The sequence below is a fragment of the Streptomyces sp. NPDC025638 genome (genome assembly GCF_055558775.1).
Map to the genome: position 1 here is coordinate 533,450 of NZ_JBVHLX010000004.1, position 13,095 is coordinate 546,544.

Consider the following 13,095-nt stretch of genomic DNA (forward strand, 5'->3'; position numbering starts at 1 on the left):
CTTCAGTGCGGCAGCCGTCGCAGCTGTACGAGCCCGACCCAGGTCTCCGGTCCCGGCTGGGCGTAGGCGGCACGGACCGCGTACCGGCCCGGTTCCAGCGGCACTCTCAGGTGCTCCTGGTGGGCGGAGTCCGTGCCGGACCAGGCCGAGTCGAACAGGACGACGGGGCCGGGTATGTCCCAGCCGACCGCGTCCTCCCACACGGCCGCGTCGAGTGCGGCGGGAACGCCGGCCAGCAGTTCGTCCTCGGAGTTCGCGGCGCTCCACCGTACGAAGGTGCCGTGGTCGGGCAGGAAGGAGGTGGAGGCCGGTTCGTCGCCGAGGACCAGGGCCGCGCTGTCGCCGACGGGGAGCAGACCGACGTATCCGTCGACCTCGCACGCCCGGTCGTAGTCGGTGTCCATCTCCTCGCCGTCGGCCCCGGACCAGAACGGCAGCACCGCCTCCGGGACGGCTATGAGCGGGCCGCCTCCCGACTCCACCCACTCCAGAACGCCTGGTTCCGCGTATCGAGCCATGGGCAGAACCTACACGGGTGGGCGTCAGCAGCCGCACTCGCCTGCCACGGGTGCCGTCAGCGGATCGGCGTCCCGGCGCTCCGGCCCCTGCCAGGTCTCGTAGACGAAGCCTTCCCGCACCCAGTACTCGAATCCGCCGAGCATCTCCTTGACCTGGTAGCCGAGTTCGGCCAGGGCGAGGGCGGCCCGGGTGGCGCCGTTGCAGCCGGGGCCCCAGCAGTACGTCACCACCGGCACGGACTTGTCGAGGAGTTGCTCGGCCTGCTCGGGAATGAGAGCGGTCGGCAGGTGGATGGCGCCGGGGATGTGGCCCTGGTCCCAGGACGCGGTGGAGCGGGAGTCGAGGACGACGAAGCCGGGATCGCCGTCCCCCGCGAGCGCGGCGGCCACGTCGGACACGTCGGCGTGGAAGGCGAGGCTCGCCCGGAAGTGGGCGGCGGCCTCGGCGGGGACGGCGGGGGCGACCCGCAGGACGGGGTTCACGGTGTCGGTGATCATGGCAAGGAATCTATGACCGCCGACCCGCTCCCTGAAGTAGAGATGCCCGGGGTTCCCCTTGATCGGCCGGGGATTCCCCTGCTATTTCTCGGTGATGACCGCTTATTCCCCGGACGCCACCGACTGGCGGATCCTCGACATCCTGCAACGCGAGGGCCGCGCCGGCTTCGCGGAGCTCGCCCGTGCCGTCTCGATGTCCTCCAGCGCCGTCACCGAGCGGGTCCGCCGGCTGGAGGAGGCCGGAGTCATCCAGGGGTACGCGGCGGTCGTCGACCCCGAACGTCTGGGCCTGCCGATCCTCGCGTTCGTGCGGCTGAGGTACCCGAACGGCAACTACAAGCCCTTTCACGACCTGGTGGCCGCGACGCCCGAGATCCTGGAGGCGCACCATGTGACGGGCGACGACTGCTTCGTCATCAAGGTCGCCGCGCGGTCCATGTCCCATCTGGAGGCGATCTCGGGGAAGATCGGCGCGCTCGGCTCGGTGACCACGAGCGTCGTGTACTCGTCGCCCCTGCCCCGGCGCCCGCTGGGGCGCTGACCTCAGCCGGCACCCCGCTGCCGCAGCACCGATCCCGTTCTCCCCTTCACGGCCTCCAGCTGCGCGTGGATCCGGCGCCGCAGATCGGCGACATGGCTGACGATGCCGACGCTGCGGTCCCGTTCGCGCAGGGAGTCGAGCACGTCGAGGACCTCGTCCAGGGTCTGGTCGTCCAGGCTGCCGAAGCCCTCGTCGATGAAGAGCGTGTCGAGGCGGACCCCGCCGGCCTCGTCCGTCACGACGTCCGCGAGACCGAGGGCGAGCGCGAGGGAGGCGAAGAACGTCTCGCCGCCCGACAGCGTGGCCGTGTCCCGCTCGCGTCCGGTCCAGGCGTCGACCACATGCAGCCCGAGCCCGCTGCGGCCACGGCCGGTGCGGTCGTCGGAGTGGACGAGGGTGTAGCGGCCGGAGGACATGCGCCGCAGCCGGACGGTCGCCGCGGCAGCCACCTGTTCGAGGCGGGCCGCGAGGACGTACGACTCCAGGCGCATCTTGCGTTCGTTGTCCGCCGAGGTGCCCGCGGTGAGGGCGGCCAGGCGGGCCACACGGTCGTACTCCTCGCGCAGCGGCGCGAGCCGTCGTACGCCGTCGGCCGCCCGGGCGGAGAGCCGGTCGAGTTCGGCGCAGCAGCGGGCGGCCCAGTCGCGGGCGGAGGCCGCGTCGCGCAAGCGTTGGGCGGCCGCGGCCGCGTCCCGTTCGGCAGCGGCGAGGTCGGCCGGCGGCTGCTGGGCGGCCGCAGCGGTGTCGGCCTCGGCGAGGACCGCGCGTACGGCGGCCTCCTCGGACTGCCAGGCGTCCAGGCGCCGCTGGAGCTCGCGGTGCTCGTCATCGTCGAGGAGCGCCGCGGCCGCTGCCTGCGGGGTCTCGAAGCCGGCCCGGTAGGCGGCGTCGGCGAGGCGGGCGTCGGCGTCCTTGAGCCGCTGGGCGGTGTCCTCGGCGGCGCGCGCGGTGTCGGCCGCGTCGGTCAGCAGCGCGACCTGCCGTTCCAGCTGCGCGGCCCGCGCTGCCACACTGCCGGCGGTGCCCCGCGCCTGCGTCAACTCCTCTTCCAGGGTGGCTGTTTCGCGTTCCAGGGTGTCGCGCCGGGCGATCCGGGAGGCGGCGGCGACCTCGGCCTGCCGAAGCTCGGCCTGGCGGCGCTCGCGTTCGCGCTCGGCCCGCCGCAGCTCCTCGTGGGCGGGGTGCAGCGCGGAGGCGTCCCGGCGGGCCTGTGTGTACGCGCGCTCCAGCTCGTCCGCCTCGGCGGCGAGCCGGGCCGTGGGCGCGTCGCCCGCCTCGGCGGTGGCGGCGGCCAGGGCTTCCCGTACGACGCCCAGACGGCGCTCGGCCTCGGTGCGCTGCTCGTCGGCCTGCCGGGAGGCGGCCAGGGCGCGCTCCTCGGCCTCGCGGTCGACGTGCCCGGCGACCTTGCGGGCGGGCGCGGGGTGTTCGGTGGCTCCGCAGACGGCGCACGGTTCGCCTTCGGTGAGGTGCGCGGCGAGTTCGGCGGCGATGCCGTTCAGGCGCTGTTCCTTGAGGTCGAGCCAGTGGGCACGGGTCTGAAGGGCCTGCCGCTCGGCGGCGAGCACCCGCTTCTGGGCCCCCTCGGTGTCACCGGCCAACTGGTCGCGCATCCGGGCCGCGCCCAGCCGCCGCCGCGCGGGATCGCGCTGTACGGCGAGCTGCTCGGAGCGGGTGGCGGCCTCCTGCGCGGAGTCGATCCGGGCCTGCAGCCCCGCGCGCGTGTCGTCCCATCCGGCGAGCCAGCCCGCGGCCTCCCGCAGCACGTCCTCGTCGGCGCGCTCCTGACGGTCCAGTCCGGCCCGCTCGTCGGCGATCTCGGCGAGCCGCTGTTCCGCGCGGCGGGCCGATTCCAGGCCGCCCAGCTCCTCTGCGGCCCGGCGGGCGGCGGCGGCCAGCCCGGCGGGACCGGCGTCCGTGAAGGTCTCCGGCAGCGGTCCACGCGCGCGTGCCTCGGCGGCGGCCGCTGCCCGGTGTTCGGCGTCGGCGGCCTCCCGCAGTTCCAGGGCCGGCGCCACCGTGTCCGCCTTGCGGCCCCGCTCCATCCGCGTCTGCGTCTCACGGTGGGCCCCGGACCGCTCCTCCAGCTGCGCCGCCCGCTGCCGCGCCTGGGCGAACCTGCCCTGCAGCCGCGCCAGTTCGCGTACGTCGGCCAGGGCACGGTCGGCGACGGCCTGGGCGGATTCGGCGGCGGTGAGGCGGCAGCGGGCGAGGGTGAGCCGTTCCCGAGCGGTGCTGCGGGCGACGGCCGCGGCGCCCAGCACGGCCTCGGCCAGGCCCGGCTCCCCCGGGGCCAGTTCGGGCAGCGGCATGGCGTCGCCCGCCTCCTGCTGCATGCGGTGCGCGTCGGCCAGCAGCGCGACATCGCCGTCCCGCACCCGTACCTCCGTGGCACGCCTGCGTTCGGCGAGGCGCTTTTCCGCCTCGGCGAAGCGGCGGGTGTCGAAGAGCCGGCCCAGCAGCTTGCCGCGGGCCTCGGCGTCGGCCCGCAGGAAGCGCGCGAAGTCGCCCTGGGGCAGCAGGACGACCTGGCAGAACTGCTCACGGCTCATGCCGAGGAGCTGCTCGAACTCGGCCCCGATCTCCTGGTGCGAGCGGCTGAGGTCCTTCCAGGCGCGGGCCGGCGCGTCGTACTCGCGCAGCAGGCTCTGGGCCTTGTCCGTCGTCGTACCGGAGCCCCGCCTCTTGGGCCGCTCCCACGGTGGCTGCCGGGTGACCTCCAACCGTCGTCCGGCGACGGTCAGTTCGAGGCGGACCTCGGTGCGGGTGCGCGCGTCGGCGTGGTCGCTGCGCAGGGAGAGGCCCTGGCCGGTCTGCCGGGCCCCGGGCACGGAGCCGTAGAGCGCGTAGCACACGGCGTCCAGGACGGAGGTCTTTCCGGCGCCCGTCGGTCCGTGCAGCAGGAAGAGCCCGGCGGCCGAGAGGGCGTCGAAGTCGACGCTCTGGCTGCCGCCGAAGGGACCGAAGGCGGTCACGTCGAGCCGGTGCAGCCTCACCGCGCCACCTCCCGTACGACGTCGCCCGCGCGCACCGCGTCGAACGCGTCGCGGAGCACCGCCCGCTCCCGTTCGTCGGGACCCGCACCCCGGACATGGGCCACGAAGTCCTCGGCGATCTCCTGGTCGCTGCGGCCCGCGAGGCGTCCGGCGTAGGACACGTCGGGGTCGTCCGGGGCGCGCTCCGGCGCGAAGACGAGGCTGAGCGCGTGCGGGAAGCGCTCGGCGAGCCGGGCCATGGGGTCGGCGGGGCGGACCGGGTCGGTGAGCGTCGCCTCCACCCAGGCGTCCTCGTGCCGGGCGAGGCCGGGGTCGGCGAGGAGTTCTTGCAGCGTCCCGCGGATGCGGGCCAGCGGTCGCGGGACCGGGCATTCGAGGCGCTCGGCGCCGATCGAGCCGTCGGCGCCGAGGTCGACGAGCCACATGGTCTTGCGGTGATCCGTCTCCGAGAAGGAGTAGGCGAGCGGGGAGCCCGAGTAGCGCACGCGCTCGGTGATGGTCTGGGAGCCGTGCAGATGGCCCAGGGCGACGTAGTCGACGCCGTCGAAGACCCCGGCCGGTACGGCGGCCACTCCGCCGACGGTGATGTCCCGTTCGCTGTCGCTGGCCTCGCCCCCGGTGACGAAGGCGTGCGCGAGGACGACGGAGCGGGTGCCGCGCGGGCGTGCGGCGAGGTCGACGCGGACGCGGTCCATGGCGGCCGCGAGCACGCTCTCGTGGCCTGCCTTCTCGACCCCGAACTCGTCCTTCACCAGGGCGGGTTCGAGGTACGGCAGCCCGTAGAGGGCCACGTCCCCGAAGGCGTCCGCCAGCACGACCGGCGTGCCGCAGGCGGCCGGCTCGGTCCGCAGATGGATACCGGCCCGCCCGATGAGACCGGCGCCGACGCCGAGCCGGCGGGCCGAGTCGTGGTTGCCGGAGATCATCACCGTGGGCACGCCCAGTGCCGCGAGCCGGTGCAGGGCGTCGTCGAAGAGCTCGACGGCGGCGAGCGGAGGCACCGCGCGGTCGTACACGTCTCCCGACACGACCACCGCGTCCACCTCGCGCTCGCGCACGGTGGTGACGAGGTGACCGATGAACTCTGCCTGGGCGCCCAGCATGTTCACGCGGTGGAACGCCCGGCCCAGATGCCAGTCGGACGTGTGCAGCAATCTCAAGAAACCGCTCCGCCCCGCACGCTTCCCCCTCCGACGCCCCTCGGACCAGCACCGACCGGCAACAGGCGCGCCGTCGGCACCCACCACGCTAACGCCTCTGGGTGCCTGATCCATCACGGACCTCGATGTGTCACTCGCATCCGGTGGCACATGACCAGATATATCCGTGATGATCCGAGCAGGCGTAGTGTGACCAGGAAATTGATATCTGCACCTTTTGCACCCCTCGGATGAGACGCTGTACAGGCGGATCCGTGGGCTGGAGGCGACCAAGAGCAATGGCACGAGAGAAGGAAGGGAAACGACCCCGGCAGCCACACCTTCCCGACCTGCAGTTGCGTCTGCGTGCCGAGCTGGGCCGCATCGACGACCAGTTGCGCTCCCTGCTCGACGCCATGGACCGGCTGCAGGGCCTGCTGGACGCGGTGGTGGCCATCAGCCGGGAGGTGGAGCTGCCCGCGGTGCTGGACCGCATCGTGACCACCGCCATGGACCTGGTCGGCGCCCGCTACGGAGCGCTCGGCGTACTCGACGAGGACGGAGAGTGCCTGAAGCGGTTCATCACCGCCGGTCTGTCCGAGCGGGAGCGCGCCGACCTGGCCGAGATCGACCCGCCTCGCGGTCTGGGTGTCCTCGGCCACCTGATCCGCCATCCAGCGCCCCTGCGGGTCGACAGCATCCAGACCCATCCGGCCTCCGTCGGCTACCCGCCCGGCCACCCTCGTATGCGCACCCTGCTCGGCGTCGCCATCACCGTCCGCGGCGAGATCTACGGCGACCTCTACCTCTCGGAGCGGCACGACGGGCTGCCCTTCGACGCCCACGACGAGAACATCCTGGTGGCCCTGGCCAGCGCCGCCGGTATCGCCATCGAGAACGTCCGCCTGTTCGAACAGGTGCGCGTCGGAGCCGAGCAGTTCCAGCGGCTTCTGCTGCCGACCCTCCCCGACCTGCGGCCCTTCACCGCCGCCGCCATCTACCGGCCCGCCGCCGAGCCCAGTCAGGTCGGCGGGGACTGGTACGACGCCGTCCCGCTGCCCGACAACGTCGTGGCGGTCGTCATCGGTGACGTGGTCGGCCATGATCTGCGGGCCGCCGCCGCCATGGCCTCCACCCGCAACATGCTGCGTGCGCTGCTGTTCGACCGGGGCAATACGCCCGGCGCGGTCCTCGCCCGGCTCGACCGCACCCTGCAGGCCATCACGAACAATCCCGTCACCACCACCACACTGGCGCGCATCGAGCCGGAGGGACCGGGCTGGCGAATGCACTGGAGCACCGCGGGCCATGTCCCGCCCCTGCTGATCACCCCGGAGCAGAAGGCGGAATATCTGTTCGCCGAGCCCGGGCTGCCGCTGGGGGTCGACCCCGAGCAGCCGCGCCCCGACCACTCCCGCTTCCTGCCCCCGGACGCCACCGTGGTCTTCTTCACCGACGGGCTGGTCGAGGATCCTCACCGTTCCATCGACACGAGTCTGAACGCGCTCGCCGCACTCGCCGGCGCGCATGCCCATCTGCCCCTGCGGGAGTTCGTTCAGGTGCTGGCCGATCAGCACCCCAGCGACGGACACGACGACATGGCGATCCTCGCCCTGCGCACCCCGCCCGTCTGACCCCCGGGCCGCACGCCGGCCGACGGTGCCGGACGGGCCGGCTCGGGTGTGCCGTGGAGGATCCGAGGGATCGGACGGATGATGGACCTCGTGGCGATGTCGATACGGAGGTCGCCCGATGAGTGTCGAGCGGCGTGACCGGCTCCGGCGCGGTGGCCTGGCTGTCCTGGAGATCTGCGTGGTCGCCGGGCTGTACTTCGGCTCGGCCAAGCTGGGGCTGCTCCAGCAGCTGGTGCGCAGCCAGATCACCCCCCTGTGGCCGCCGACCGGTATCGCCCTGGCGAGCCTGCTGCTGCGCGGACCCCGGGTCTGGCCCGGGATCGCGATCGGCGCCTTCCTGGTCAACATCACGCTCGGGCCGACCGCCCTGGCCGTGCTCGCGATCGCGTCGGGCAACACCCTCGCGCCCATCTGCTCGTACGCGCTGCTCCGTCGTGCGGACTTCCACGTCGAACTGGACCGTCTGCGGGATGCGCTGGCGCTCATCTTTCTCGGTGCGTTCACCGGGATGCTGGTCAGCTCGACGATCGGCAGCGGGACCCTGCGCCTGGCCGGAGTGCTGGGCCCCGACGACTTCTGGCCGGCGTGGTCGGTCTGGTGGACCGGCGACGCGATGGGCGTCCTGGTGGTCACGCCGGTCCTGCTGGTCCTCCGCTCGGCGCGCCTGCCGAGGGACGTGCCGCCGCCCCGTTGGGCGGAGGCACTGCTCCTTGTCGCGGCCACGGCCGGCGTCGGTCTCCTCGAAACCAGTCGCGCGCCGCTGCTGTTCCTCGGCTTCCCCCTGCTGATCTGGGCGGGCTTCCGCTTCCAGCTGGCCGGGGCCGCGCCCTGCGCACTGGCGATCTCGACCTTCGCGATCATCTCGGCCACCCGGGGATCGGGCCCGTTCGCCGGTCACGACCTGCTCACCAACATGATCACCCTGCAGGCGTTCAACACTTCCACCGCGCTGACCGCGCTCCTGCTCTCGGCAGCCGTCGCCGAGCGCAACCAGACCCAGCTGGAGATCGCGCGCGCCTGCGGGCAGCTCGCCGGAATGGCGGCCAGGATCGCCACCGGTGATCACCGTCCGACACTCCCCGACGGCCAGGGCCAGGGTCAGGGCCGGAAGGAGGAACACGGCGAACAGACCCCGAAGCCGGCGTGATCACGCATCCCGCGTCGCGCATCCCGCATCGCGCGTCACGCGTCCCCGTAGGCCTCCCCGCCCAGTTCGAACCCGGCCGTTCCCGCGGTGACGTCGGCCAGCCAGGCGCGGAAGGCGTCCACGTCGGCGTCCGGCAGGCCGATCTCGATGGTGACCGCTTCGCCGTAGCGCACGTCGCGCACCTCGCGTCCGGTCGCGCGCAGGTCGTTCTGCACCTTGCCCGCGCGCAGGTGGTCCACGGTCACCGTGGCCAGCCTGAAACGGCGCCGGGTGAGGGTGCCGAGCGCGTCCAGGGCCTCGCCGACCGCCCCGCCGTAGGCCCGGATGAGGCCGCCCGCGCCGAGCTTGACCCCGCCGAAGTAGCGGGTGACGACGGCTACGACGTACCGCATGTCGCGGCGCAGCAGCATCTGCAGCATCGGGACTCCGGCCGTGCCGCCCGGTTCGCCGTCGTCGCTGGCCTTCTGGGTCGAGGCGTCGGCGCCGATGACGTACGCCCAGCAGTTGTGGGTGGCGTCCGCGTGCTCCTTGCGGATCGCGGCGATGAAGTCCTGGGCCTCCTGCTCGGTGGCCGCCGGGGCGAGGGCGCACAGGAATCGGGAGCGGTTGACCTCTGTCTCGTGCACGCCGGCGTGGGCGACGGTGCGGTACTCGTCCTGCATCCGGACAGCCTATGCGGACTCCCGCGGTGGCCCGGGAGGCCCCCGCTCCCGTGCCTACTCCTTCTTCCCCCGCGGCACGATCACCGACGTCAGCAGCGCCGTGCCCGGGCCCAGTGCCTCCCAGCCGGTGCCGTGCCAGGCCAGGACGGCGATCGCGGAGGTCGGGAACTTCGCCCGCACCTGGTCCAGCGCGTCGTCCAGGCCGTCGCCCGCGAGGTCGAGGACCAGTTCCTCCAGGCCCGGGTTGTGCCCGACCAGCAGGAGCGTCTCCACCTCGGGCGGTACCTCGCGCACGACGTCCAGCAGGTCCTCCGCACCGGCCGCGTACAGCCGCCGGTCGTGCCGCACCGGAGGAGGCGTGCCCCATTGGTCCGAGGCCAGTTCCCAGGTCTGGCGGGCGCGTACGGCGGTGGAGCACAGCGCGAGGTCGGGCAGGCAGTCGGCCTCGACGAGGGCGCGGCCGGCGGCCGGGGCGTCCCGGCGGCCACGCGGTGCGAGCGGCCGCTGGTGGTCGGGGACGCCCTCGGGCCAGGCGGACTTGGCGTGCCGCAGGACGACCAGCCGGCGCAGCGGGCCCACTCCCGCGCGGGCGATCACGCGAGGGTCCCGAGGTCGCGGGCGAGGTCGAGGCCCAGCAGACGGTCGGTGTAGGCGTAGGTCTCGAAGCGGGCGCCGTCCGTCAGGTCGGGGGCGGTCTCCACCCACCGCAGGACATCGAGTACCTCGGGCACGTCCAGATCGTCCTCCCATGCGGCGCGCAGCCGCCCTCGTACCTCGTCGGGAATCGGCCGCGACGGCCGGCGCGCCCAGGTGGCCACGGCCTGCCGCCAGCGCGCGAGCGTCCGCCCGGCCTCGTCGAGCGCGGCCGCGTCGAGTCGCACGGGGGCGGTGCGCGGGCCGGCCAGCAGGGCGAAGCGCAGGGCTGAGGGGTCGGAGAGCAGGCCGGGGAGATCGGCGGAAGCAGCCGGGGACGGCTCACCGGCCCGCACCGTGGAGGCGCTGCCGGACGGCTCCCCCGCCCCGACGGCGGGAGCGACCCCGACCACGACTCCGTCCGCCGGCGTGGCACCGCCGTCCCCCACGACGTGCACGATCTGTGCCTCGCCGAGCCCGGAGGCGAGGTCGTGGGCGTCCTCGAAGGGGCGGATGCCGAGGGTCGCGGCCGCCCCGCGGAGCTCGGCCTGGCGGCGGTGGCCGGTCAGCATCGCCCAGACGGGGGTGCCGCCGAGCTCCAGGGCCCGGACGAGGAGGTCGGCGACCAGGAGCACACGCAGGGATGAGGGGTCGAAGGCCGACGCATGCGCCTCGACCCGGGTCAGGCCCCGGCGGGCGGGGGCGGCGTCGACGGTCTCGCCGCTTCGGGCGTCGGTGATGCGCAGCACGGGCCGAGCGTAGGCGGACGGAGGGCCGTACGCAGGCACTTGGTGCCGAATCCGGACACCGTGCCGCAAGATCGGGTACTCCTCCCGGCCGGGCGGGGGAATCGCGCTCCGGCCCGCGCTGTTGCCGGGAGCACACATCCCCGGAGCCCGAGGAGGCCGACCGTGTACGGCGACGAAGCGACGATCCGCAGGATCCTGACCGAGCTCGGTGACACCTGGGCGGTGGTCGGCCTGTCCTCGAACCGGCGGCGCGCGGCGTACGGCGTGGCGGAGGTGCTCCAGCGGTTCGGCAAGCGGGTCGTCCCGGTGCACCCGAAGGCGGAGACGGTCCACGGCGAGCCCGGCTACGCCTCTCTGGAGGACATCCCCTTCGAGGTGGACGTCGTCGATGTCTTCGTCAACAGCGACCTCGCCGGGCTCATCGCGGACCAGGCGGTCGCCAAGGGCGCGAAGGCCGTCTGGTTCCAGCTCGGAGTGGTCGACGAGGACGCGTACGAAAGGACCCGAAACGCCCGGCTGGACATGGTCATGGACCGCTGCCCGGCGATCGAAATTCCTACTCTCCGGTAGTTGTCGAGCGATCTTCGCGCAATACGCAACTGAATACACACATTCGTTATCAGCCGCTGACCTGTGTAAAGACCACCCCAACAGCAGCCCAAGGACTGAGTCAAAATTTGGGAAACGGTCTTTTGCGGCTCGCGAATAAGTCCCTAACCTGTGGCCTCTTGTCCGTTAGACCCGCGTACAGATCTGAGAGGCCCCTTGACATGGTGAATGTCGACCATGCCGTGCCCCAAGCCACGAAGGAGACCGGCGGCCTGCGGCGCGACGTCGGGCTGATCGGCCTGATGTGGGCCTCCGTGGGCTCCATCATCGGCTCCGGCTGGCTCTACGGCGCCGAGAAGGCGGTCGTGGTGGCCGGGCCCGCGGCGATCATCTCGTGGGTGATCGGCGCGGTCGCGATCGTGCTGCTCGCCCTCGTGCACGCCGAACTCGGCGGCATGTTCCCGGTGGCGGGCGGCACGGCCCGCTACCCGCACTACGCGTTCGGCGGCCTGGCCGGCATGTCGTTCGGCTGGTTCGCCTGGCTGCAGGCGGCGACCGTGGCCCCGATCGAGGTCGAGGCGATGATCGGTTACGCCGGTCACTGGAAGTTCGCCCAGGGCCTCCAGCACACCGACGGAACGCTGACGACCAGCGGTTTCGTCATCGCCGTCGCCCTGATGGCCGTCTTCGTCGGGGTCAACTTCTTCGGCGTGCGGGCGCTGGCGCACACCAACAGCGCCGCGACCTGGTGGAAGATCGCCGTCCCGCTCGCCGCGATCTTCATCATCGCGATCGGCAACTTCCACACGTCGAACTTCACGTCCGAGGGCTTCGCGCCGTTCGGCGCCAAGGGCGTGCTCGGCGCCATCAGCTCCAGCGGCATCATCTTCGCGCTGCTGGGCTTCGAGCAGGCGATCCAACTGGCGGGCGAGAGCCGCAACCCGAAGCGCGACCTGCCGCGGGCGACCCTCGGCTCGGTCGCGATCGGCGCCGTGATCTACATCCTGCTCCAGGTCGTGTTCATCGCCGCGCTGCCGCACACCTCCTTCGCGCACGGCTGGGCCAAGCTCGACTTCCCCGGCATCAGCGGCCCCTGGGCGGGCCTGGCGACCCTGGTGGGCCTGGGCTGGCTGGGCTTCGTCCTCTACCTCGACGCGATCATCTCCCCCGGCGGCACCGGCCTGATCTACACCACCGCCACCTCGCGCGTCTCCTACGGCCTCGCCAAGAACGGCTACGCGCCGAAGGCGTTCGCCAAGACCGACGCCCGCGGCGTGCCGTGGTTCGGCCTCATCATGTCCTTCGTGACCGGCGTGGTCTGCTTCCTGCCGTTCCCGAGCTGGCAGGAGCTGGTCGGCTTCATCACCTCGGCGAGCGTGCTGATGTACGCGGGCGCGCCGTTGGCGTACGGCGTCTTCTCCGACCGCCTGCCGCACCACGAGCGCCCCTACCGTCTGCCCCTCGGCAAGATCATCTCCCCGCTGTCGTTCGTGGTGGCCAACCTGATCATCTACTGGGCCGGCTGGGACACCCTGTGGCGGCTGGGCTTCGCCATCGTCCTCGGCTATGTGCTGCTCGGCGGCTACGCCTGGTACGCCACCAGCAAGGGGCTGCCCGACGCTCCCCGGATGAACTTCAAGTCCGCCCAGTGGCTGCCCGGCTACCTGGTGGGCATGGGCGTGATCTCCTGGCTCGGCGGCTTCGGCGGCCAGGGCACGATTCCCCTGTGGTGGGACATCCTCGTCGTCACCGCCTTCTCGCTGCTGATCTACTACTGGGCCAAGGCGACCGCGGCGCGTCCCGAGGAGATCGAGCGCAGCATCGACGAGGTCGTGATCACCGACGCCCCGGCGCACTGACCGACGCATCGTCGACGGTGTCCCGTCCACCACGGCTGCCCTGCCGCGGCGGACGGGACACCGTCATGCGGGGGGGTGCGGTGTCGCGAGCGTCGAGGCTGACGGGGCGTCACCACTACGTCTGCACACAGCCGTTGCCGGTCACGGATCCGGTGCGTGAGTACGCCGAC

At 72.6% G+C, this 13,095-nt stretch carries 12 protein-coding genes; 5 read left to right on the plus strand and 7 right to left on the minus strand.

The window, feature by feature from the left end:
• Positions 1-2: 2 nt before the first annotated feature.
• Positions 3-518 carry an immunity 21 family protein gene (locus ACZ4EG_RS13450; RefSeq protein ID WP_467790733.1) on the minus strand — a complete coding sequence of 172 codons (516 nt, stop codon included), beginning with the start codon at positions 516-518 and terminating at the stop codon, positions 3-5.
• A gap of 24 nt (positions 519-542) precedes the next feature.
• Positions 543-1,016 (minus strand): rhodanese-like domain-containing protein, encoded by a 474-nt coding sequence (locus ACZ4EG_RS13455; RefSeq protein ID WP_467790734.1) that lies wholly within the window; start codon positions 1,014-1,016, stop codon positions 543-545.
• A 94-nt stretch (positions 1,017-1,110) separates the two neighbouring features.
• Between ACZ4EG_RS13455 and ACZ4EG_RS13460 the strand changes: the two genes are divergently transcribed.
• Complete coding sequence (locus ACZ4EG_RS13460; RefSeq protein WP_453554014.1) at positions 1,111-1,557, plus strand: Lrp/AsnC family transcriptional regulator; 447 nt, start codon at positions 1,111-1,113, stop codon at positions 1,555-1,557.
• A gap of 2 nt (positions 1,558-1,559) precedes the next feature.
• On the opposite strand, the gene ACZ4EG_RS13465 is transcribed toward ACZ4EG_RS13460, so the two are convergent.
• On the minus strand, positions 1,560-4,553 hold the full coding sequence (locus ACZ4EG_RS13465; RefSeq protein WP_467790735.1) for an AAA family ATPase: 2,994 nt from the start codon (positions 4,551-4,553) through the stop codon (positions 1,560-1,562).
• Positions 4,550-5,713: an exonuclease SbcCD subunit D gene (locus tag ACZ4EG_RS13470; protein WP_467790736.1), complete on the minus strand. Its 1,164-nt coding sequence runs from the start codon at positions 5,711-5,713 to the stop codon at positions 4,550-4,552. Before ACZ4EG_RS13470 ends, ACZ4EG_RS13465 begins: the two co-directional genes overlap by 4 nt.
• A gap of 278 nt (positions 5,714-5,991) precedes the next feature.
• On the opposite strand from ACZ4EG_RS13470, the gene ACZ4EG_RS13475 reads away from it, so the two are divergent.
• Together ACZ4EG_RS13475 and ACZ4EG_RS13480 are read left to right on the plus strand one after the other, a co-directional pair.
• Positions 5,992-7,326: a PP2C family protein-serine/threonine phosphatase gene (locus tag ACZ4EG_RS13475; RefSeq protein ID WP_467790737.1), complete on the plus strand. Its 1,335-nt coding sequence runs from the start codon at positions 5,992-5,994 to the stop codon at positions 7,324-7,326.
• 118 nt (positions 7,327-7,444) lie between these two features.
• Entirely contained in the window at positions 7,445-8,473 is a 1,029-nt protein-coding gene (locus tag ACZ4EG_RS13480; RefSeq protein WP_467790738.1) for an MASE1 domain-containing protein, read from the plus strand.
• A gap of 35 nt (positions 8,474-8,508) precedes the next feature.
• Here the strand turns inward: ACZ4EG_RS13480 and ACZ4EG_RS13485 are convergent, their stop codons facing one another.
• The 3 genes from ACZ4EG_RS13485 to ACZ4EG_RS13495 are packed head-to-tail and all read right to left on the minus strand — an operon-like array spanning position 8,509 to position 10,556.
• Positions 8,509-9,135 carry a YigZ family protein gene (locus ACZ4EG_RS13485; RefSeq protein ID WP_390710367.1) on the minus strand — a complete coding sequence of 209 codons (627 nt, stop codon included), beginning with the start codon at positions 9,133-9,135 and terminating at the stop codon, positions 8,509-8,511.
• 54 nt (positions 9,136-9,189) lie between these two features.
• A complete protein-coding gene (locus ACZ4EG_RS13490; protein WP_453554026.1) occupies positions 9,190-9,732 on the minus strand; it encodes a SixA phosphatase family protein in 543 nt (180 codons plus the stop codon).
• A complete protein-coding gene (locus tag ACZ4EG_RS13495) occupies positions 9,729-10,556 on the minus strand; it encodes a hypothetical protein (protein WP_467790739.1) in 828 nt (275 codons plus the stop codon). Before ACZ4EG_RS13495 ends, ACZ4EG_RS13490 begins: the two co-directional genes overlap by 4 nt.
• 123 nt (positions 10,557-10,679) lie before the next feature.
• Between ACZ4EG_RS13495 and ACZ4EG_RS13500 the strand changes: the two genes are divergently transcribed.
• Positions 10,680-11,087, plus strand: a complete 408-nt coding sequence (locus ACZ4EG_RS13500) for a CoA-binding protein (RefSeq protein ID WP_453554030.1) — start codon at positions 10,680-10,682, stop codon at positions 11,085-11,087.
• A gap of 200 nt (positions 11,088-11,287) precedes the next feature.
• Positions 11,288-12,925 carry an APC family permease gene (locus ACZ4EG_RS13505; RefSeq protein WP_467790740.1) on the plus strand — a complete coding sequence of 546 codons (1,638 nt, stop codon included), beginning with the start codon at positions 11,288-11,290 and terminating at the stop codon, positions 12,923-12,925.
• Positions 12,926-13,095 lie beyond the last annotated feature (170 nt).